This window comes from Planctopirus limnophila DSM 3776 (genome assembly GCF_000092105.1).
In the GTDB taxonomy this organism is placed as follows: domain Bacteria; phylum Planctomycetota; class Planctomycetia; order Planctomycetales; family Planctomycetaceae; genus Planctopirus; species Planctopirus limnophila.
In genome coordinates this window covers 71,719-94,071 of sequence record NC_014148.1, presented here as the reverse complement: position 1 = coordinate 94,071, position 22,353 = coordinate 71,719, and the positions used below count along the sequence as shown (strand labels likewise).

Annotated in this window: 19 protein-coding genes; 16 read left to right on the top strand and 3 right to left on the bottom strand. The window is 53.8% G+C overall.

Annotation, left to right across the window (positions count from 1 at the left end; translation table 11 throughout):
• Positions 1-102 precede the first annotated feature (102 nt).
• The 14 genes from PLIM_RS00360 (at position 103) to PLIM_RS00300 (ending at position 18,571) form a co-directional block, all read left to right on the top strand.
• The gene (locus tag PLIM_RS00360; RefSeq protein ID WP_013108354.1) at positions 103-1,116 is read left to right on the top strand and encodes an ABC transporter ATP-binding protein; all 1,014 of its coding nucleotides are present in this window, start codon (positions 103-105) and stop codon (positions 1,114-1,116) included.
• A gap of 70 nt (positions 1,117-1,186) precedes the next feature.
• The gene (locus tag PLIM_RS00355) at positions 1,187-2,905 is read left to right on the top strand and encodes an SLC13 family permease (protein WP_013108353.1); all 1,719 of its coding nucleotides are present in this window, start codon (positions 1,187-1,189) and stop codon (positions 2,903-2,905) included.
• A 300-nt stretch (positions 2,906-3,205) separates the two neighbouring features.
• Positions 3,206-5,014: a zinc ribbon domain-containing protein gene (locus tag PLIM_RS00350; RefSeq protein ID WP_013108352.1), complete on the top strand. Its 1,809-nt coding sequence runs from the start codon at positions 3,206-3,208 to the stop codon at positions 5,012-5,014.
• Between the two features lie 280 nt (positions 5,015-5,294).
• A complete protein-coding gene (ftsH, locus tag PLIM_RS00345; protein ID WP_013108351.1) occupies positions 5,295-7,439 on the top strand; it encodes an ATP-dependent zinc metalloprotease FtsH in 2,145 nt (714 codons plus the stop codon).
• A gap of 228 nt (positions 7,440-7,667) precedes the next feature.
• On the top strand, positions 7,668-10,316 hold the full coding sequence (locus tag PLIM_RS00340) for an MMPL family transporter (protein WP_013108350.1): 2,649 nt from the start codon (positions 7,668-7,670) through the stop codon (positions 10,314-10,316).
• Between the two features lie 96 nt (positions 10,317-10,412).
• Positions 10,413-11,603, top strand: a complete 1,191-nt coding sequence (locus PLIM_RS00335; RefSeq protein ID WP_013108349.1) for a M24 family metallopeptidase — start codon at positions 10,413-10,415, stop codon at positions 11,601-11,603.
• 221 nt (positions 11,604-11,824) lie between these two features.
• On the top strand, positions 11,825-12,328 hold the full coding sequence (gene accB, locus PLIM_RS00330) for an acetyl-CoA carboxylase biotin carboxyl carrier protein (RefSeq protein WP_013108348.1): 504 nt from the start codon (positions 11,825-11,827) through the stop codon (positions 12,326-12,328).
• 284 nt (positions 12,329-12,612) lie between these two features.
• On the top strand, positions 12,613-13,959 hold the full coding sequence (gene accC, locus PLIM_RS00325) for an acetyl-CoA carboxylase biotin carboxylase subunit (protein WP_013108347.1): 1,347 nt from the start codon (positions 12,613-12,615) through the stop codon (positions 13,957-13,959).
• 117 nt (positions 13,960-14,076) lie between these two features.
• Positions 14,077-15,111 carry a 6-phosphofructokinase gene (locus PLIM_RS00320; protein WP_013108346.1) on the top strand — a complete coding sequence of 345 codons (1,035 nt, stop codon included), beginning with the start codon at positions 14,077-14,079 and terminating at the stop codon, positions 15,109-15,111.
• 174 nt (positions 15,112-15,285) lie between these two features.
• Positions 15,286-16,140, top strand: a complete 855-nt coding sequence (gene larB, locus PLIM_RS00315; protein WP_013108345.1) for a nickel pincer cofactor biosynthesis protein LarB — start codon at positions 15,286-15,288, stop codon at positions 16,138-16,140.
• Positions 16,140-16,370, top strand: coding sequence for a hypothetical protein (locus PLIM_RS24490; RefSeq protein WP_013108344.1), 231 nt, complete (start codon positions 16,140-16,142; stop codon positions 16,368-16,370). Before larB ends, PLIM_RS24490 begins: the two co-directional genes overlap by 1 nt.
• Entirely contained in the window at positions 16,310-17,002 is a 693-nt protein-coding gene (locus tag PLIM_RS00310) for a DUF2752 domain-containing protein (protein WP_196349502.1), read from the top strand. Before PLIM_RS24490 ends, PLIM_RS00310 begins: the two co-directional genes overlap by 61 nt.
• Before the next feature lie 288 nt (positions 17,003-17,290).
• The gene (locus PLIM_RS00305) at positions 17,291-18,217 is read left to right on the top strand and encodes an ABC transporter permease subunit (protein WP_013108342.1); all 927 of its coding nucleotides are present in this window, start codon (positions 17,291-17,293) and stop codon (positions 18,215-18,217) included.
• 66 nt (positions 18,218-18,283) lie between these two features.
• A complete protein-coding gene (locus PLIM_RS00300; RefSeq protein WP_013108341.1) occupies positions 18,284-18,571 on the top strand; it encodes an FmdB family zinc ribbon protein in 288 nt (95 codons plus the stop codon).
• A 23-nt stretch (positions 18,572-18,594) separates the two neighbouring features.
• Here PLIM_RS00300 and PLIM_RS22120 read toward each other — a convergent pair whose 3' ends face one another.
• On the bottom strand, positions 18,595-19,242 hold the full coding sequence (locus PLIM_RS22120; protein ID WP_013108340.1) for an RsmD family RNA methyltransferase: 648 nt from the start codon (positions 19,240-19,242) through the stop codon (positions 18,595-18,597).
• A 123-nt stretch (positions 19,243-19,365) separates the two neighbouring features.
• Positions 19,366-20,148: an FHA domain-containing protein gene (locus PLIM_RS22115; RefSeq protein ID WP_013108339.1), complete on the bottom strand. Its 783-nt coding sequence runs from the start codon at positions 20,146-20,148 to the stop codon at positions 19,366-19,368.
• A 457-nt stretch (positions 20,149-20,605) separates the two neighbouring features.
• Here PLIM_RS22115 and PLIM_RS00285 point away from each other — a divergent pair, with 457 nt between their 5' ends.
• Positions 20,606-20,926 (top strand): HU family DNA-binding protein, encoded by a 321-nt coding sequence (locus tag PLIM_RS00285; RefSeq protein WP_013108338.1) that lies wholly within the window; start codon positions 20,606-20,608, stop codon positions 20,924-20,926.
• Between the two features lie 271 nt (positions 20,927-21,197).
• Here the strand turns inward: PLIM_RS00285 and PLIM_RS00280 are convergent, their stop codons facing one another.
• Positions 21,198-21,422, bottom strand: a complete 225-nt coding sequence (locus tag PLIM_RS00280; RefSeq protein WP_013108337.1) for an RNA-binding S4 domain-containing protein — start codon at positions 21,420-21,422, stop codon at positions 21,198-21,200.
• Positions 21,423-21,656: 234 nt separating this feature from the next.
• Here PLIM_RS00280 and PLIM_RS00275 point away from each other — a divergent pair, with 234 nt between their 5' ends.
• On the top strand, positions 21,657-22,256 hold the full coding sequence (locus PLIM_RS00275) for an anthranilate synthase component II (protein WP_013108336.1): 600 nt from the start codon (positions 21,657-21,659) through the stop codon (positions 22,254-22,256).
• The last annotated feature ends 97 nt before the right edge of the window (positions 22,257-22,353 follow it).

The following is a 22,353-nucleotide window of genomic DNA, read 5'->3' as shown; positions in this document are numbered from 1 at the left end:
TTGGTGGGTTTCTGCTGGTTCGGTCATTGATGACGGCAACCAGTCCATCATCGCTCAACCAGACGACTGACATCCTGCTGACCGACTCTCGAAGGAATTCCCTTGTCCACTCCCTTTCTGGAAGCCCGGGGACTGAAAAAAACATTCGGTTCTCATCAGGCCGTCAAGAATGTCAGCTTCTCGATCATGCATGGAGAAGCGTTTGGTTTGCTGGGGCCCAACGGAGCCGGAAAATCAACCACCATCCGGATGCTGGCGGGATTGATGGCCCCGGACGCCGGTGAGGTTCTACTGGAAGGAGAACCCGCCTGGAAGCATCCCGAAAAATGGAAGCGGCAACTGGGTCTGGCGCCTCAGCAACTCGCTCTGTACCCGGAGCTTTCAGCGATCGAAAACATTCGCTTCTTCGGTGGATTGTACGGTCTGAAAGGGGCAGCTCTTTCCCAGCGGACCGATGAACTGCTCGAACTCGTGGGGCTGGAAGATGCAGCTCACCGGATTGCTGCCAATTATTCAGGCGGTATGCAGCGCCGGCTCAACCTGGCAATTACGCTGGTTCATAAACCTCGTCTGGTCATTCTCGATGAACCGACAGTGGGTGTCGATCCGCAATCCCGGGCTCACCTGCTGGAATCTGTCCGGCAACTGGCACGAGATGGGACATCCATCATTTATGTCAGCCACTACATGGAAGAGGTCGAAGCACTATGCCGGCGTGTGGCGATTATCGATCATGGCGTGGTTCTGGAATGCGGTGTTCTCGATCAGCTTTTAGGATCAGTCCCCACGCAACTGGTGCTCCATGTCCGGCCTGCCAACAGCGTCGATTCGGTGGGTGCTGGCCATGACCCCAGTTCGTCATTCTCAGCCCGGTTGCAGCACATTGCCCAGCGTGTGGATCCTGAAGCTACAGGCGTCAAAGTGTCTGTCGGCGAAAATGTCGAGTCTTTACCCACCGTATTGATTGAAACCAGCTTTACCGAATGGCCTGATCGATTGCATCAGCTCTCGCAGGCGTTCCATGCCGAATCGATCGTGATCGACCGGGTGGAATCGAGACAGCAGAATCTCGAACGCTTGTTCCTGCAATTGACTGGAAGAGCCCTGCGTGCCTGAAAATCCTCATTTCTAACGCAAGAATCCTGAACCTAAACATCAGCATGACAGGCAGCGTGGAGAGTCCCGAATGGCGGAAGGGGATGAAATTGATAGCGGCTGGGCCGGTCGATTGGGTTTATGGCTGGGCCCTCTGCTTGGCTTAGTGGTGCTGGTCGTTCCCGGCCCTGCTGACTTGCCACATGCCGCCCAAAGGCTGGCTGCAGTCGTCGTGCTGATGGCTGTCTGGTGGGCCACGCAATGCGTGCCTATGGCTGTGACCAGTCTGGTGCCGCTGATTGCCTTCCCGCTGCTAGGGATAGACTCAGCCAAGAATGTGGCCGGCACCTATCTGACCGACAGCTCAATGCTCTATCTGGGTGGCTTCATTATTGCCTTGGCGATTGAACGCTGGGGCCTGCATCGCCGGGTGGCCTTGCATGTCGTCAAAGCGACGGGGACCAGCCCGCATGGGATTGTCTGGGGATTCATGCTGGCGACATTCCTCATTTCGATGTGGATCAGCAATACCGCCACCACACTGATGATGCTGCCGATTGCGATGGCTTTGATGACTTCGCTCGAAGAATTGCTGTGTACTTTCGATGAGAAAGAGCCAGATTTTCTGACAACTCAGGCACTGGGAAGACTCTCTTGCCAGACCTATCTGGGTGTGGCTTATGCAGCCAGCATTGGCGGGGTGGCCACACTCGTGGGAACCCCCACGAACATGGCGTTTGTGGGGATCTGGGAGAAACAGTTTCCCCAGGCACCTCCGATTTCTGCCGGTCAGTGGATGGCGACCTGGTTGCCCTTTGGATTGGTTTTCCTGGGTCTGGCCTGGTTTGTGCTGACTCGAAAGCTAACGACACCCGCCGGGTTTTCTCGTTTGAATCGAGATTTTTTTCGCGAGAGGCTGCATGATCTGGGGCCGATGAGCCGCCCCGAATGGCGTGTTCTCATCGTCTTCTCGCTGACAGCGATCCTCTGGCTAACAAGAACTGATCTTCCTCTTTCGTCTAACCTGATCATTCCCGGCTGGGGAGGACAGGCCGAAGCTTTTCTCAGCTGGCTGACCGCTGACGCTAAGCCAGCCAGTTCTCACAAAGACTGGATCAATGATTCCACTGTGGGTCTACTTTTTGCGGTACTGCTGTTTGTCGTCCCGGCGGGTGAGCAGGATGTGAAGCGAGGTTCGCCACGTCTGATGGACTGGCCCACAGCCAATCGATTGCCATGGGGCATTCTGCTGTTGTTCGGCGGTGGATTTGCCATTGCCGAAGGCTTTCGGATTACTGGTCTTTCCCGCTGGAGTGGCGACCTGTTTGCCTACTTTTTCATTGGCCAGTCACCGGTTGTTACTGTGTTGGGTATCTGTGCGCTGATGATCTTCCTCACGGAATTCACCAGCAATGTGGCTACGGTGAATGCTGTTTTGCCGGTCTTTGCTGGAGCTGCGATTGCTTTGGGACTCGATCCGAGGCTGGTCATGATCCCTGCCACGATTGCCACAAGCTGCGGCTTCATGCTGCCAGCCGGGACTCCGCCCAATGCGATCGCTTTTGGAACCGGGCGGATTCCGATTGGTCAGATGCTCAAATATGGCCTCTGGTTGAATCTCATGGGGATTGTTTTGTGTACAGCAGCCACCTGGGTGCTGCTGATCCCGCAAATGGGAATTCGCCTCGGAGAAGTTCCCGCCTGGGCCGTCCCCATAGAGAAAGCCTCTTCACCAATTGAACCCGTTGCGCCCACATTGTCGAATGCTCCGAAATCCAAACTCAGCCCGGCAGACGAGGGGAAAAAATAAGTTCAGACGGTTCAGAGAGTGGTCTGTATTCATGCCATGAATCACTCTTTTGGGCCTCAGATCATGAAGACTGATGAAATGCCTCAGGAAAGACGTTAGATTCGAATCAAGGTTGTCTTGTGAACAAAGCTCTGCTGGCACATGAGAACCCACTTCGATTGTCAAAATCTCGAATTCCAATCCCGTCGTGATTCCACTCTTTGATTACCACCCGCTGATCACCCGGTATTCAACGAGCATGACTTGCGTCGGGCTCAACAGCTTTATTGCAGAGATTCGTACTGCAGGGATTAGCACCTTATGCCGCTGAAAGTTCGTTGCAAGGCTTGTGGGACAGTCGTCACGGCACCGGATGCGGCCCGTGGCAAGGCGATTCGCTGCCCCGACTGTGAATCGAAGATTCCTGTCCCCGCGGGCGATTCGAAAGCCACAGCCAGCAAAAAGGGAGCATCTGCCAAGTCGTCAAAATCGGCTTCCGGCGAGGACGGACTGGCCAATCTCGATTTGAGTGATCTGGAAGATTCCGGAGCCAGCATCTGTCGCAAATGCGGGACAGAAGTTGATCCTGAAGCGACCGAATGCCCGAATTGTGGGATCGATCTGGCAACCGGTGGTTTGGGAGAAACGGCTCGCAAGAAGCAGATGAAAGGGCCAGACCCGGACAAATTTTACGAAAATCTCTGGTCGGAGAGCTGGAAGTTTGCGCTCAAATACAAGCTGTTTGCCTTCCGGACGATGATGTACCTGCTGGTTTCGTCGACCATCATGTTTGGCAGCGCCTTCATGCTGCTCTGGGTTTCTTCGCCACCCCCTCGATACTTCTGGGGATTGATTGCCGTCGTTTCGGTCATGGCCATTCCGGGATGGTTCTGGTTTCTGGATACCGAAATCATCAAGGCGACGATGGAGCGGAAAGATAAGCTGCCGCGCATCAACTTCGACTTCTTTTTGTGCAGTTCCTTAGGCTTGCAGGCCGTGGCCTGGCAACTGGCTTTTGCACTCCCTTTGCTGGCGGTTCCTTACCTGTTGGGGTGGTTTGTGATTGTGCCGATGGAGGGTTTACCGCTCTCTGTTAAAATCGCCTATTTTCTCGCATGGCAGATTCCTATTGCCTCGCTATTGCCAGCCGTCATGTCTCACATGTCGATGCCGGTCTCTTATCCCGGGTGGATGTTCTGGAAGCTCTTGCCAGGTTACTTCAAGACAATTAAAGCTTCGTGGACGTGGACAGGGATGTTCCTGCTCACGAATCTCCTCCCGATGATCTTTCTCGGATTGATCATCGGGCTGTCGGCTGAACCACTGGTCGATCTGGCGAAAACGATGGATAACAACGGCCAGATTGTCTACGCCAAGTGGCAGGTCGAAAACAATCCGATCAAGGCTGATAAACCGGGTGGTGTGGCTCCGGCCAATCCGTTCGAAGCCAAGTCGAAAGAAGAGATCAAGCCACCGAACTATTTCTCATTGATCCTTCCTTCCGTCTTCTGGGTACTGGCCTGTTTGAGTGCGAGTTGGACTGCCGTGTTTAACATGCGGACCAATGGTCAGTTTGCTTACTTCAACAAGAATCGATTGGGGCTCATTGGCCGGGCCAAAGAGTACAAGTATGTTGCTAAAGAAAAGACCGATGAAGACGAGGTCGCCAAGCCGAAGGGTGTGGTCGATGCGGTGGCCGTTGTTATGGTCTGCGGCATTCTGGGAGCTGTCGGCGGCCTCGTCACTTCTTCATTCGCAGACCTGCCATTTCCTATGTTGCCCACTATGGCGTTTGGGGCTGCCTCTGGTTTTGCCCTGGCCAGCTTTATTGGCTGGTGTGTGATGCTGGCCCCTGCCTTCCGGGCCAGTATGGCGATTGGCCTCTTGATGATTTTCTTTCCGTTGATTGGTGCGATCCTCCTCTACAACAAAGAGCCCGAAGAAACCAAGTTTGGTTTGACCGCCTTCCTGGGTGGAGCTTTGCTGGAAGGTATCGCCTTTGGTGTCTTCTTTGTGACTGCCATCAAAGCCGTCGTCGATGCACTCCCGCCACCCGATCCAGCGGCTGGAGCAGCCCCTGCCCTCTGGCTGATGAATCTGTCGAGCCTGGGCCACTGGTTCGGGTGCTAAGCTCGATTCGAGTTAGCTTTGGGCAGAATTTTTGAAGCTTCCCGCAATTTCTCCACAGGACGCGAAATCAAGGACTCGGTTTGACCCTTGGCAGGCTGCACCCTAAAGTTCATAGAGCGAGTTTATGGTTGCCATCCTGCTGAAATGGCTGGTGGTTAGTTCATAAACTTTCAATGTCGTGAAGAACTCAATCAATATCGTTCAACCGGATTCCTGTTGTCCAGGAGTTCCCGTTGACTAGACCCGTTGTCCAGACCTGTGCGGAAAGTACTCGAGCGATATGACGGAACTAGAATCCTCCGAGAACCAGCCCACTCAGTCTTCAACGACGCCAGCGCCAGTGAAGTCAGAGATCGTGAAATCAGAACCCGTAAAGCCGGATCCTGTGAAGACCGAGCCAGCGAAACCTCTTGGCACAAAGCGAAAAGCTGAAAAACCAGGCTCTTCCAACCTGGTCTGGTATCTGCTGATCGCCATTGTCATTTCGATTGGTGTCTTCACACTGGGTGGCAGTGGTAAACGCACCACCGTCGAATTCAGCGACTTCAAACAGCGATTGAAACAAGGCTCGTTGACTGCCACGAATGTCTTCGAAGTGGAAATTGGGCCGACATCGATTCGCTATCAGGATCAGCCCGGCAACAAAGGTCGTGAAGCGACCTCGTCGAAGCGGGTGACTCCGGCTTACTTTGTGGTGCCGGTCGTTGGGATGCGAGATGGTGCCCAGACCAGCATTATTGAATTGCTGGATAAAAACGGCATCAACTACGGCTTCAGTGCCGAGCCCCCCGAATGGCAGATGATGCTCTATTATCTGGGAGTTCCCCTGATTCTGCTGGCAGTCTTTTTGTATGTCTTCCGGAAAATGGCAGGCCCCGGGGCTGCGATGTCCTTTGGCCGGAGCCGGGGTAAGCTTTACGCTCAGGAAGAGATTGGAGTCACCTTTCAGGATGTGGCAGGGATCGATGAAGCCGTTGAAGAACTGCGTGAAGTCGTCGAGTTTCTGAAGACACCCGAGAAGTACCAGGCTCTGGGTGGCCGCATTCCTCGCGGAGTTCTGCTCGTTGGGCCGCCGGGGACGGGTAAAACCTTGCTGGCAAAAGCCGTAGCGGGTGAAGCAGGTGTTCCATTTTACGGATTGTCAGGTTCTGACTTTGTCGAAATGTTTGTCGGTGTGGGAGCCGCCCGAGTTCGCGACATGTTCCAGCAGGCTGGTGAAAGATCGCCAGCGATTATCTTTATCGATGAACTGGATGCGCTCGGCAAAGTTCGCGGAAGTGGCATGCCCGGCGGACACGACGAGCGCGAGCAGACACTGAATGCACTGCTGGTTGAGATGGATGGTTTTTCCTCCGATCAGAGTGTGATCGTCATGGGTGCCACCAATCGACCAGAAACGCTGGACCCCGCCTTAATGCGACCTGGTCGATTTGACCGCCATGTGCTGGTGGATCGGCCCGATGTCAAAGGGCGTGAAGCGATACTTAAAGTGCATGCCAGCAAGGTCAAAGTTGACGATCACGTCAACCTGAAATACCTGGCACGACTAACTCCTGGTTTTGTTGGTGCCGACCTGGCGAACCTGGTCAATGAAGCCGCACTTCTGGCGGCACGCGCCAATAAACCCAAAGTGACCAATATTGAGTTTGAAGAGGCTGTCGAGCGGATTGTGGCGGGGTTGGAAAAATCGACCCGGATCATGCCCGAGGAAGAGAAGAATCGCGTGGCGTGGCATGAAATCGGCCATGCACTGGTTGCCTGTTCGCTGCCGCATGTTGATCCCGTCCATAAAGTCTCGATCATTCCCCGTGGTCTGGGAGCTCTGGGGTACACACTCCAAAGGCCGGAAGAAGACCGCCAGTTGATTACCAAGACCGAACTTCAGAACCGGATCTGTGTATTACTGGGTGGTATTGCTGCTGAAGACATCGTATTCAACGAGAACTCCACAGGGGGTTCCAATGATCTGCAGCGGGCGACTGATCTTGCCCGCCGCATGGTGACTGAGTTTGGCATGAGCCCCAAACTGGGACGCGTGCATTACAGCGATACATCCCGCTCGGCTTTTCTCGCGAATGCCGCCACTGTTTCTGAGAGTGCTCACAGTGAAGAAACCATTCGGGAGATCGATCTCGAAGTCAGGCGCATCATCGATGCGGCCTATGAGACAGCTCACGAGATTCTCGTGACTCGTCGGGCAGCGATGGATCACCTCACGAGAGAGCTGCTGGAGATCGAGGTGATGGATGCAGAAAAACTGCAGCAGATCCTTTCTCAATACCAGACCGGGCCACAGATTATGCCGGGAACGTCTGCACAGATTTCGCCGAACCCGACATCTTTGCCCACTCCTGCGGTTGCCCCTTATCGACCGGGCGAGAGCGATGGCAGCAGCGAAGGTGGAAACCCAGTGAATGTCGGCTGATTGCGGGGTTCGTTTTTCGCTTCAGCGACTGGTTAGTTCCCCGTGTGAATTGACCCTCACTTCAACAAGGGCTAATTTCATCGTTTGCACTGATGGAAATTGTCTGAAAGTTTGCACAGTCTAACAGTTGGAATGACAACAGGTTAAGTACGAGCGGAATTTCAGAATCGACTGCGGGTCACACATCAACATGATTCACACCTCGGCTTAATGATCGAGACCGGCGATATGTTTCAAAGTCTCGGAAATTGGATCACACATCGCTGGTACCTGGTGATTGCGGGTTGGCTCTCACTCGTCATTACCATGGCGATCGTGGCGCCCCCTCTCGATGATGTGATCACCACCGGTGAGTTTGCTTTTCTACCTGCGAACTTTCCCAGCCGGGTGGCTGAGGATCTGTTTGCCAAGGCATTCCCGGCAGATACTCAGCGCAGTGCCATCGTGCTGGTTGTCCGCCGTGTGGGCGAGAATCGTGAGCTGACGGATCGAGATCTGCAGTTTGTCGACGATGGGGTCGATTCCGATGACCCGGATCGGGACAACGAACTGCGGGAACTATTGCTGAAAATTGCCGATCAGTTTGGTGGTCTGGTCGGTCAACCTGATGATGAGTCTGCTGAGTCAGGTTCCACCGAAGAATCCTCGACCGACGCCAGCAAGACTGCGGCCAAAGGAAACGATGCGAACGTTCCTCGGTCTTCCGAGAAGGCCGCTGTACCTGCCAAGCCCGCTGCGCCACTGGCACCTCTCGGGTTGGGCAATTCGCAGATTACGGCTATCCGTACCTACAAAGACCCAAAGATCGGCAGGCTCTTGCGCAGTGAAGACCAGAAGGCCACTCTGGTGATGGTGGAACTGACAAAAGACTTCATGGATGCCGCGAACAAAAAAATTGTTCGTGCCGTGGAAGAACTTCTCTCCAGCCGGGACTTCATGAAAATTGTCCCGCTAGGCCTGGATATCTCTTTAAGTGGTAACGCTGTTGTAGGCCGCGACATGTTGGTGACAGCCGATGCCAGCGCGAAGGCGACAGAGCTTTTAACCGTCGTGCTGGTGATCTTCCTGCTGATTGCGATCTACCGGGCGCCACTCCTGGCAATCATTCCGCTCTTGACGGTGTTTGTTTCTGTCGAGCTTTCGCTGTGCCTGTTGAGGCTTTTGGCTGATTATCGGTTCGTGGTGCTGTTTCAGGAAATCAAGCCTTATGTCACCGTGCTGGTCTATGGTGCCGGTGTCGATTACTGCCTCTTCCTGATTGCCCGCTATAAAGAAGAGCTGGATGCAGGAGTCAATTACGAAGATGCGATTGCGAATTCTCTTGGTAAAGTCGGGGCGGCCATCACCGCCAGTGCCGGGACCGTGATCTGCGGCATTGCCATGATGATCTTTGCTCAGTTCGTGAAGTTCCACGAAGCTGGCATCGCGATTTCCACAGGGCTGATTATCGTCCTGATGGCGTCATTAACATTCACACCCGCGTTGTTGCGTGCTGCGGGCGCCTGGGCTTTCTGGCCGCAAATGAAAAGAGAACGTCCCTCCAGCACGACGGGATGGTTACCGGCAGCCAGCCCGTTGAAAGCCTTTACTGAAGCTCTAGGCGTCAACCGCTTCTGGACCAGACTGGCCGACACCATTCTTGAGAGGCCACTGACCACACTGCTGGTCAGCATTGCCGCGATGACTCCTTTTGCAATTGTGGGTCTATTGTTCTTCTCGCATCTGAGTTACGGACTGCTCTCTGATCTCCCGGCGAATTCGCCCAGTGTGCTGGGGACCAAGGCTGTACAGGAACATTTTCCCGCCGGTGCGACTGGGCCGGTCACTGTTCTGCTGAGAAACAACAACATCGACTTCTCTCAACGAACAGGAGATACCCCAGGCGGGATCGATGCCATCAAAGAACTGACGCTAGAACTTCGCAAGCATCTGGCTGATGCACAACTGGCCGATATCCGCAGTGTCTCCCATCCCTTTGGTGGTGAAGAAGATCTGGATTCGATCAAGCAGGTGGCTCGCCGCAAAATCACGACCGATCGGTCGGTAAAATTCTATGTGAGTAAAGAGCCAGGGTTTGACGGGCATTTGACGAGGCTCGACATTACGACGACAAACGATCCGTTTGCCCGAGACAGTATTGAGCAGTTGAGCAAGGTCGAACATCTCATTCAACAAAGTCTGCCGGCGATCCTGAAGGATGGCACGACGATCTATATTTCCGGTTCGACCGCCAGTATTCGCGATCTGAAAACTGTGACTGACAGCGATCAGATCCGCATTGATGTGCTGGTGATTTCGGGAGTCTTCCTCATTCTCGTCATCCTGCTCAGGCAACCGGCGATCTGCCTGTATCTGGTCATCACGGTGCTGTTCAGTTATCTGGCGACACTCGGATTCACCTATGCATTCTTCTGGGCGATTGAACCTGATTTTGCAGGACTCGACTGGAAGGTGCCCATGTTCCTGTTCACGATCCTGATTGCCGTAGGTGAAGACTACAACATCTTTCTCATGACTCGAATTGAGGAAGAGCAGCACGAACATGGGCCTGTGGGTGGAGTGGTGCATGCCCTCTCTCGCACTGGCCGTATCATTTCCAGTTGCGGCATTATTATGGCAGGAACCTTTGCCTCGCTGATGGCTGGTTCACTCAAAGGGATGACACAGTTGGGCTTTGCCCTCGCCTTTGGCGTATTGCTCGATACCTTCGTGGTGCGAACAATTCTGGTTCCGGCCTATCTGGTGATGCTGCATGGCGGACGTTTTGGTCGTCTGGGGCCGTGGATGGGAGCAAAGCCAGCGACTGACAAATTCCCTGCACAAGCGAAAGGCGAAAATTATGCAAATCCAGCAGAGTCGCCATCCAATAGTGCTTAGCGCGGTTTCGCTGCAAAATGATGAACCGCCTAAAAAACTCCCTATGTTCAGCATGGGGCCATGTGATCATCGAGTTCAATAATTGAGGCGTTGTGAATGGCAACAGAACGGCAGAAGCAGGAGCGTTCCGTGATTGATCAAGGAGCTACCGAGAAAGTCATGGCAGGGAAACCCCCGGAGAAATCGGCGACTGATCGTCCTGCACTGCGTCGCAGCAAACTGCTGTCACTCATCAAGAAAGCCGGTCTGCGCGGACTGCTGGTCACCAACCCTAAAAACGTGACCTACTTAACGGGCTTTTCCGGTGATGACAGCTACCTGGTCGTGACCCCTGAAAAGACGGTTCTGCTGACAGATAGTCGCTTTACGACACAAATTGAACAGGAATGCCCGGGTTTACCCTACGAAACAAGAACTGCCCGTAAGCCAATGGCAGAACTGGTGGGGGCGTTTTTCAAATCGAGCGGAAGTTTGTCGCTCGGGTTTGAATCTCAGCATGTCTCGTTCGCACTCCACCAGGATTGGGCCAATCGCCTGAAATCAATCACGCTGGTGCCCACCACAGATCTGGTTGAACAACTGCGCTGCATCAAAGATCCCTCCGAGATCGCTGAGACCCGCGAAGCTGTGCAGATGGCTCAGCGCGGGTTTGAAGTTGTGAAGTCACTCTTTGTTCCCGAGATGACCGAAGCGGCGATTGCAGCCGATCTGGAACATGCGATGCGGCGATTTGGTGCTGCCAAGGTCGCATTTGATCCCATTATTGCCGTGGGGCCTCGAGCTGCCCTACCCCACGCACGGGCAGGTAACAGCCAACTTTCCGAAGCGGGCTTCGTATTGCTCGACTGGGGTGCCAGCACTCCCAAAGGATACAAAAGTGATATCACTCGCGTGGTCGCCACTGGTAAAGTTCCAGCACAGATTGAAAAGGCTTATCGAGTGGTGCTAGCCGCGCAACTGGCAGCGATTGCACTCATCCGGCCCGGTGCCAGTTGTCAGGAAATCGATACGGCCGCCCGCAAAGTCATCGAAGACGCCGGTTATGGAAAATACTTTGGTCATGGTCTGGGCCACGGAATCGGCCTGGATGTGCATGAGAATCCTCGCTTCAGCCCGATCTCAACCGACGAGCTGAAAGTCGGCCAGATTGTGACTGTGGAGCCAGGCATCTACTTCCCGGAACTGGGCGGAATCCGGATTGAGGACGACGTACTGGTCACAAAAGATGGCCACGAAGTTTTAACGAGCCTGCCGAAATCCTTTGAAGAGTTTCAGGCAAGGCGATAAAACCGCAGTTTAACCATACATGCGTATATTATTCTTGTGTTGTTTTGGCACTTGAACCCTCCGAATTGCCATCGCTGAGGTGTGAAACAGAGGGGAGTGAGTTGCGAAGATGGGCACGATTGACGAAGGTAAAGCGGGTTTTGGCAGGTGATCTCCGGCGCAATTCGTCCGGTCTTATCACTCATTATTGATATGTCCTAACTCTTCGAGGAATTTTCGGGATGTCCGAAGCATCACCAGCGAGCGGCGAGCCGTTCGATCTGCAGAAGCTCCAGCAGTTATTTGAACTCATGGAGAAGCATGATCTGAGTGAAGTCAATTTGAAGAACGGGCCAGAGCATATTCGTCTGCGCCGCGGCTCAAGCACGGTGACCGTGGCGGCTCCAGCCCCCACCTATCTCCCTGCTCCAGCAGCGCCTGTGGCCTCGGCTCCGGCAGCCGCTGCACCTGCTGTTGCCACTTCAGCAGCACCTGCTGCGGAAGCCGGTCTGATTGATATCAAGAGCCCGACAGTGGGGACCTTCTATACGTCACCAACACCAGAAGACCCAGCCTTCGTGAATGTGGGTTCGACAGTGGGCCCGCAAACTGTGGTGTGCATTATTGAGGCGATGAAGGTCTTCAACCAGATTCCAGCGGAAGTCAGCGGCACAATTGCGGCAGTGCTTGTGAAGAATGGCGATCCCGTGGAATACGGTCAGCCACTGTTCCGTGTTCGACCATAGTTTCGGTCCGCAGGATGGATCGCCCGGAGTACGTTGCCTGTTTGTGAGCGAACAGCTGTGCAACACGGAAGTTTCGACGCATTCAGGCAACTGGCTCTTACGCGGTCTATCTTCATATCGAGAGTTCAACCCGGCTCAATTGGTCAGCTGAATCGATCAAGAATCGTTGTGTTGAGCGGGTTGTCAGAGAGCAGTTCTCAGTCAGAACGACTGAGGGCCACTCGAAACGAAGTAATCGCATCAGGTTTCGACACCTAAGTTTTTGCTGATGGACACGACCAGCCATGTTTCAACGGATTTTAGTAGCCAACCGTGGCGAGATTGCTCTTCGAATCATTCGTGCCTGCCGCGAAATGGGGATTCAGACAGTCGCTGTTTTCAGTGAGGCTGATCGTCACGCGGATTACATTCGCCTGGCAGACGAAGCGTATTGCATCGGGCCGGCACAATCGGCGAACAGCTATCTGCTGATCAATCGCATCATCAGTGCGGCAGAAGTGGGCAATGTCCAGGCGATTCATCCCGGGTATGGTTTTCTTTCCGAGAACGAACACTTTGCCGAAGTCTGCCGCAGTTGCAACATTGAGTTTATCGGCCCTCCGCATGAGGCCATGGCGAAGCTGGGTGATAAAGTCACTGCCAAAGAAATCGCCAAATCGGCTAAGGTGAATCTCGTTCCAGGCAGTGATGGACTGATTACCGACGAAGAAACCGCCATTGGTATTGCCAACAAGATTGGCTATCCGGTTCTGATCAAAGCGACCGCCGGTGGTGGTGGCAAAGGGATGCGTGTCGCACGTAACGACATCACTTTGAAGGCAGGCCTTAAGCAGGCAGCTCTCGAAGCGGAAAAGGCCTTCAACAACGCAGGCGTCTACCTCGAAAAGTACATCGAGAATCCGCGCCACGTGGAAGTGCAGATTCTGGCGGATCAGCATGGCGAAGTGCTGCATTTGTGGGAACGCGATTGTTCGACACAGCGCCGCCATCAGAAGATGATTGAAGAATCACCTGCACCCAACTTGCCCAACAACGTTCGAGAAGAACTTTGCAAAGCAGCGGTTCGTCTCGTGAAAACGGCAGGTTACACCAATGCCGGTACTTGTGAGTTTATTGTCGATAAAGATAACAACTTCTACTTTATTGAAGTGAATGCCCGTATTCAGGTCGAGCACCCAGTCACTGAGCAGGTTACGGGAATCGACCTCATTCGGCAGCAGATCCGGGTGGCTGCCAATGAACCACTGGGGATCAAGCAGAAGCAGGTTCCCTGCAATGGTCACGCAATTGAAGTGCGTATCAATGCTGAAGATCCGGATAATGATTTCCGCGGATCACCGGGGAAAATCACGAAGCTCCGTATTCCCGGTGGATTGGGCGTGCGCTGGGATTCCCATGTCCATGAAGGCTATGTCATCCCTCCGTACTACGATTCGATGATCGGCAAGCTGATTGTGCACAAGCCTACCAGGCTCGAAGCCATTGCCTGCATGAAGCGCTGCCTCGATGAACTGGTGCTCGAAGGTGTCAAAACCACAATTCCGCTGCTGAAGCGTATCTTCAATCACTCGGCATTTGTCGAAGGCAAGATGTACACCACGTTCGTCGAGCAGGAACTGGTTGGCAGATAACCAACGCTTTTGATCTGATAGACATCGCTGTAAGCCAACGACAAGTGACAGCTGATTGAGCCTTTGTTCCAGAGTTTGCAGCAGGCCATAGAGACAGCAACAGTAGAGGCAAATCGTATGAAAGTTGGAATTCTCACTGGCGGTGGAGATTGCCCCGGCTTGAATGCCGTCATTCGTGGTGCAGTCCGGGTGATTGGCAATGCAGGTGGCGAAGTCATTGGCCTGCAGCGCGGCTGGCGCGGTGCTATCGACGGGATTGGCACGCCACTGACGCTGGAGAATACCGCGGACATTCTCTGGAAGGGTGGCACCATTCTGGGTTCTTCCCGTACCAACCCTTACAAGAACCCAGAAGATGTCAAAAAGCTGCTGGCCAGTTACGAGCGGTTGGGCCTCGATGCTCTGATTGCCATTGGTGGTGACGACACGTTGGGCGTGGCCAATAAACTCTATAACGACCACAAGCTCAATACGATTGGCTGCCCCAAGACGATCGACAACGATCTCTCCTGCACCGATGTGACCTTCGGTTTTGACACTTCGATTAACATCTGTATGGAGTCGATTGATCGTTTGCGGACGACGGCCGAATCGCACCAGCGGATCATCGTCGTGGAAACGATGGGACGCCACGCGGGCTGGATTGCCTGCGAAGCCGGGATGGCTGGCTCTGCAGACTACATTCTTGTTCCGGAAATGAAGGTCGATATCGAGGCCATGTGCAACGTCCTCAAGAAACGTCGCGAAGCCGGCAAAATGTGGGGCATCGTGGTCGCCAGTGAAGGAGCTGTGATTGCACCAGAAGAAGGCTATGTCACATCGAATGCCAAGGTCGACGACTTCGGGCATGTCAGCCTGGGTGGTGTCGGCGAACTGGTGGCCTCGATCATTGAAAAGCGGACAGGAATCGAAACCCGCCATGTGATTCTCGGACACCTCCAGCGTGGTGGCACACCATCAGCTTATGATCGTGTTCTCGGAACACGTCTGGGTGTGGGAGCCGGGCGACTGGTCATCGCGAAGAAGTTTGGCCGGATGGTGGCTCTGCAGGGAACATCGATTGTGGACGTCGCACTGCAGGATGCCGTCGGCAAGCTGAAGACACTCGACCCGTCATTTTATCAGGATGCTGCCGAGTTCTTCACAGTCTAGTTTCGTGTGTAGGGTGCATGCACATGTAGGGTGCATGAGAATGCACCAGTTGGGGTAAAGTACGACAACCATCGATTGGCAAAGTCGAGGTACATCCTGCAACTCGGCTAACGTCTTTTTTGCCATTCATCTTCGAACAAATGGTTGAGTAACGATTGAACGAGGTGAATAACCATGCACAATTCGCCTCGGAATCCATCCGCAGATTCTGATCCATTAGAAGTATCTGTTCATCAAAGCCAGTCGTCGCTTCTTCCCCAGGAAAAAAGTCTGTGGGAGCTGTTATCCACGTGGCGAAATGGTGACTTGAGTGATGATGATCTCAAAGCGCAATTGCCACTCCTCGATGCCTGGCGATTACATACCGGCGGTGAACTGAGGCTCGATCTGGGCCGATATTCGCGCTGCGGTGTTCCCGAGGTGATCTATGGGCCAGGCAAGCGGCCTGATCAGATCGTCGAAGCTTTTGAGCTTTTGGCCAGATCCCAGCAGCCGGCATTGGCGACTCGATTGACGCCGGATCAGGCCGAAGCATTGCTGATGGCATTTCCTGCGGCGACTGTCAACAGCCTGGCCCGCACGGTTTCACTGGGAAGCCTGCCACGGCATGAGCGAACCGTCTGTGTGGTCACTGCCGGGACGAGCGACCGCCCGGTCGCGGAAGAAGCTGCTGAAACGGCTCGCTGGCTCGGGGCGCCGGTGGAGTTAATCTGCGATGTGGGAGTCGCAGGACCGCAGCGATTGCTGGCGGAATTGCCCCGCTTGCGACAGGCTGCTGTGGTGGTGGTGGTCGCTGGGATGGAGGCCGCTTTGCCTTCGGCAGTGGCTGGCTGGGTGGCAGTCCCTGTGATTGCTGTCCCGACGAGTGTCGGCTACGGAGCCAATTTTGGAGGTCTGGCAGCCGTGCTCTCGATGCTCAACAGTTGTGCTGCCAACGTCACCGTGGTCAATATCGACGCCGGGTTCAAGGGAGGGTACGTGGCCGGCTTGATTGCCCGGCCGCATGAACCCATGAGGGCAGGAAACTGATGGATCCCACTTCTGCCGATTCCAACAGTTCTCGACTCTCAACCGGTGATTGGCTGATTTGTCTTTTCTGCCAACTGGGTGGAATTTTGATTGGTGCCTCGCGCTGTGCCCTGGGACAATGGAAAAGTGGCCTGTCGATGATCGGCTTAAGCTTGGGAATGGCTCTGGTATGGAATCTCACCTACCTGTTCATGCAGATACTTCCGGACATACTCCGGAAACTGGTGTAGAGCATCGCCATACCGAGCACGCCGATCAGAAGAATTCACAAGGCTCACTTTCTCTCAAATCGAACGAGACTTCGCGGCATCATAATCACCAGTTTTCGCCAGTGAGGCGACACCGCCGACTTTCCGACTGGATACTGCTGATCCTGGCTGTGGGGGCGCTGCTCCTCGCCCCGTGGTTGATTGCCAGCGAAGATCTCGCGCTGCAAAATCCCCAACCACACCTGCAGGATCGATTGCTTGTCTGGATTCCTGCAGGGTTGAGTACGATCGTACCCGATGTCGTCAACACGACGGACGGCCAGTTTTACTGGCCATTTCCGCACGCCTGCATGTCCCGGCGATTATTCGATATAGATTGTCCTGGTTGTGGTCTGACTCGCTCCACAATCAAAACTTTGCAAGGCCAGTGGTTGGCGGGATTTAAACGGCATCACTGGGGCTGGCTCGCGGCTTTCGTGCTGATCCTGCAGATTCCGTATCGCATCCTCTCGCTGAGCGGGAGTTCTTTGGTGAGACAGCCCTGGCAGGAGCCATGGCTCGCGCGGTGTATAAGTTGGGGAATCCCGCTCCTGGCACTGGTCATCACTGGGGAATGGATCTTGCAGAAGACGATTTCTGCATTTCACACATGAACATGCGTCAATATGCGGGCTTTTGTGTTTGGCATTTTTTTCGGAAAACGACGGCAAAGGGAACCTGGAAACGCATTTGTTAAGGTCTTTTCTTACGGCAGACCAGCATTCAGTCACTGGCTGTCGTATCATGTGTAGCTGTAGTTCCTTGTTCCTGTGATTTCCCGTTACAGAAGGGTCATGGCGATCTGCTCGAAAGTTCTCCCTTTGATCGGGTAGGATCTCGAGGTCGTCCTTGGCTGAGTTGTGATTCCGATAGATTTCAGCGGTTGATATTCGAGGATTCTCATGGTGTTAATGGCCGCTTCAAGCATCGAGCTGGCAAACCAGTTGGGTAACTGGGCGCTGTTTGGCATTGGAACCCTGATTGTTATCGGGGGGCTGCTGGCTTATTCGTATGGCACGAAAGGCGGGATCATTGCCCGTGCCACGACAAAGGAAGCCGTGCGGCAACCCGTCTTCTGGCTTTCGGTCACAGCGACAATTGTGTTTCTATTGATCAACACCTGGCTGCCGTTCTTTTCGCTGGGTGAAGATCTCAAGATGCTCAAGGAATGCGGGCTCACCACCATTCTGATTTGCGGCCTGCTCATTGCGACGTGGACAGCCAGCACCAGTATTGCTGACGAAATTGAAGGCAAAACCGCGATGACACTGCTTTCCAAGCCGATCACTCGCAGGCAGTTCATCCTCGGCAAATACATTGGCATTCTGCAGACCGTGCTGCTCTACATGATTCCAGTTTCGATCGTCTTCGGGCTGCTGATTTTCTACAAAGTTGGGTATGATGCCCGTGAATCGAGCAAAGAGATTCCAACAGCACTCCAGCGTCTGCCAGATGTCATTCAGATGTTCCCTGGACTGGTACTGACCTTCCTGGAAGTTGCCATTCTGGGGGCAATCAGCGTGGCGATCTCGACCCGGTTGCCCTTTGTGGTCAACATGGCGATCTGCTTCCCGATCTATGTGATCGGCAACCTGACCCCGCAGCTCGTCCAGGCCGGAGCAATCAAGTTTGAGTTTGTGGCCTTCATGGCCAAGTTGATTTCAATTGTGCTCCCAGGACTCGAATGGTTCAACATGAGCACAGCGATTTCTACGGGAACGATGGTGCCACCGATTTACCTGGCAACTGCCACGCTCTACGCCCTGTGCTACATTGCTGCCAGTATTCTGCTCGCATTCATCTTGTTTGAAGATCGCGACCTGGCCTGATTTTGATTAAGCAGAGCCTCTTCGTCAGATATTGACTGGTTGTTTCCCGGTAAAGGGAGCTGGATCATGCCACTTTATGTGTATGAAGAAGTGCTGCCGGATGGCTCGGGTGGTGACCGCTTTGAGATTCTGCAGTCGATTTCAGCACCAGTTTTGGAAGTGCATCCCGAGACAGGTGTCCCCGTGCGCCGCTGCCTGACATCGGCTGCCATCTCGCGACCCTGGAGTGCTCAGTCCGATTCGACAAAGCTCTCCGACCGAAATCTCGACAAGATGGGTTTCACCAAGTACGTCAAAGGGAAAAACGGCTACGAAAAGACCTGTGGGGATGGCCCGGATATCATTCGCAAGTGATGTGGGCCTGCAGCCCATCCCGTTCAATTTCCTGCCTGCGGTTCGTCATTTTCAACTCCCGAGTCTTCATCCGTCTGGTTCTCAGGAAGCGGCGTCGCGTAAGCTTTGCGGATGAGTGCCAGTTCCATACTCCCCACTTTCATATTCCGTTCAATCTGCCAGCAGTCGGGAAGCGTGTACTCTGCACCTTCTGGCCCGCGTAAGACCACGAGCACATCCTCGGTGGTGATATCTGGTCGAGCCAGTCGCAGAAACATGCGGTAGAGTGGTTCGCCAGGGCGAACATCCTTGAGCATGACGTACGGAGGGTCAAAAAATACCAACCCGTAAGGGTACCAATCCGTCCCTCTCGGTTTCAGTGACGACTTGAGCGCACTCACACGCCAGGGGACAGCGATCTCTGTCGCACCGACATGGGCAATATTGGCCTTGAGCAGTTCAAATGCCCGGTGATCCTGCTCGATGAAAACACAGGTATCCGCTCCTCGGCTCAGTGCTTCCAGACCCAGAGAACCCGTGCCACAGAAGATATCCAGGACACGCTGGCCCTTGAAAAACCTCTCGATGTTGTCGAAAAGAATGACCTTGGCACGATCGGTAATGGGTCGCGTCGTGTTTCCCGGATTGGCCTGCAATGTTCGCCGACGAAATCGACCAGAGATAATTCGCATGAACGCCTGAAATTCCTACAGAATCGAATGTGAATCGACGAGCCAGAGAACCTGTGATCAGCCCATGAGTCGCATCGTTAAGAGATCCTCAACAATACACTGCTCATTTCAAATAATGCCTGCTCAAGAGCCAGGAGTGGTGTTTTTCCAATACTGCTGAATGATTCTTGCCGCCTGCGATGTCCATTCTTTGGGCGGCAGAGCGGCCTCGCCTGAGAGTGCAGCAGGAACCAGTTGTGGCGAGTCATCACTGGCTGGTGCGGTGGTGACGGAAGAAATCTCTGCATCATCCCGTAATGAGGAGGATGACTTCGCTTCGAGACTTTTTCGAACCGCATCAAGAACTTCAAAACCAATCTCGGCGGTATCCTGACCCGAAAGATCTTTTCCCGAAGGATCCTGCCCGTGAAGATCAAGACCGGGAAGATCAAGACCGTAACGATTCGACGAGGCTCCGAACTCGCCCTGCTTTTGTCCGGCTGGTAGAGACAGCCAGTCTGTAATATCAGATTCCGAAGGGGCAGCAGTCGCTGGAGGACGAGCAAACCCTGTGCGTGCAGCGACAGGATCAGTGGTCGAAGCTCGTGAACCTGTCGAGTCAGCACCAGCAAGCTCGAAGATCATGGCACCAATCCGCAGTCGGTCGCCGGGTTCTAATGTTGTCGGTGTAGAAATCGGAACTTCATTGACGAAAGTGCCATTCTGACTCTTGAGGTCTTCGACAATCACGGTTTCAACGCCGGGCCTGAGGATGGTTCCGGGGAGAATGCGGCAATGCCTGCGGCTGACCAGCGAAGAATTAAGGCGAATATCCGCTTTATCATCACGGCCAACAATCAATTCCCGGGCAGGAAGACTCAGCTTGCGGCCGGTCGATGAGCCTGTGCGGATCAGAAAGTCGGCCATCCGTTAGTTCTCTTCATTCAGTGGAATTAGGGCCATCCCTGAAGATTGTTTGCGGACGAATCTTCAATGGCAAAGGTGGGAATCGGAGGAATCGAGCGAGCCTTTTCTTGGGGAAAATGGCCTCATGAGCAGAGCATAACGGAATTTTCGTCGCTCGCACAGAGGATGAAACTGGGGAGTTTCCGGGGTTTGAATTCAGGTTTTCTGCGGTCAAATGGGGGCTGAACGGGCGTCATCAGCCCCGAAATCCAGAAAACTCCTGAAAAACAGGGGTTTTTGAGTCGGGGCGTCATTGACATTCAATTTTCACAGCAGTTAGATACCTTTCGTTCGAGGATATGGTTTATCCTCTCATCACAGCCAATTGCTCGCCAAAAATCTGGTCTGACCAAAACGTCAGTATCAATTGCGGAGTTCGACTGGCATTTTCAGATCTGACTGCCATCAGGAGAATCGAATGACAACCGAAGACAAAAAGCCCCTGTCCAAGACCGATATTTTCGCAGCGATTGCGGAATCGACTTCGCTCTCCAAGAAGGATGTACAGGCTGTCTTCACCGCCCTGAACGATCTCATCAGCAAGCAGGTCGGCAAGAAGGGCCCTGGCGTCTTCGCAGTTCCTGGCCTGCTCAAGATTCAGGTGGTTCGTAAGCCAGCCACGAAGGCCACACAGCGTGCTAACCCCTTCAAGCCTGGCGAAATGATGGTCGTGAAGGCCAAGCCAGCCCGCAACACCGTCAAGATTCGTGCTCTCAAGAGCCTGAAGGACATGGTCTAATTCAGACCGTCCAAAGCTTGGCTTTCGCAGGTCGCAAGCCTCGGCCATGAATCCCTGTCCATTGATGGATGAGATTCTGAGAGACTAAGACCAACTCGACGATCTTTGCCGCTGCCGATCGATAGATCGAGCAGCGGCTTGTCTTTGTACTGACCGTACCCTGTTTTTGGTGGACTCTATGGGCATGCTCACCTGCTGTGTGCCATGCTTGCAGCTCTGGGCAAGCCTGTCTTAGCGACCTATAACGCAGTATTTCAACGTGCAATTCGCGTTAAGCTCCGAGGGGAGGCAAAGCCCCAGAACCTTCAGGAACTTCGGCCCGCTCGCCATTCCATTCGACAACATCGCCCACCCGCATTTTGCGACCGCGGCGGAGATCGACCTCGCCATTCACGATCACTTCCCCTTCCTGAATCACGAGCTTGGCATGGCCACCTGTCGCGACCCAGCCCTGCTGTTTCAGGAATTGATCTAAAGTGAGAATGGGCATAGGCATGATGATCGATTCTGCTGATCAAAAATTGATGACCGAAACAAAGGATGGTGATCGGCACGCGATTTCCAAAGAACCCGAGTGTGCCGACTTGTGTCCCTAGATTGCTCTCAAGAACGGGACGTTCCAGACAGTACCCGTCTTGAAACTCCCTCGCTACAGTAACAGAGCCTTGTTTTTGACGATTGTTGGGCAGGCCGTGGAGATTTCAGACCGGTACCAGCCAGAGGAATGTGCATGCTCTTTGTCCTCGATAACTACGATTCATTCACCTACAACCTGGTACAACGGTTTGGCGAAATTGATCCCCAGATTGATCTGCAGGTGGTGCGGAACAATGAGATTACAGTCGCGCAGGTGGCTGATCTCAAACCCCGGGCCATTGTCGTTTCGCCGGGCCCCTGCTCGCCGACTGAAGCCGGTATCTCGATGGAATTGATTCGAACGTTAGGGCCGATCATTCCCACTCTGGGAGTGTGCCTGGGACATCAATCGATTGCCCAGGTGTTCGATTCCGAGGTGGTTCGCGCTCCTCGATTGATGCATGGCAAACTTTCGCATGTGCATCACAAAGGGGAGGGATTGTTCGCGGGCTTACCCACTCCAATGACCTGCACGCGCTACCACAGCCTGATTGTGCCAGAAGCGACGTTAAGTACCGATCTGGAAGTGACTGCCTGGGTGGAAGACCCAGGTCATCCACGCGAGGTCATGGGCCTAAGACACAAAACCTACCCAATTCATGGTGTGCAGTTTCACCCCGAAAGTTTTCTCACACAGGGTGGGATCGACCTGCTCAAGAATTTTTTGAAGCTGGCTGGCGTGATTGACGCGTGAATCTCTCGATCACGACAACCAGGCCACAAGTTGGCCCGGCCACCCTTGATGGGCTATGCCGCCAAGTTGTTTGAAATACGGATTCTAATAAACAACT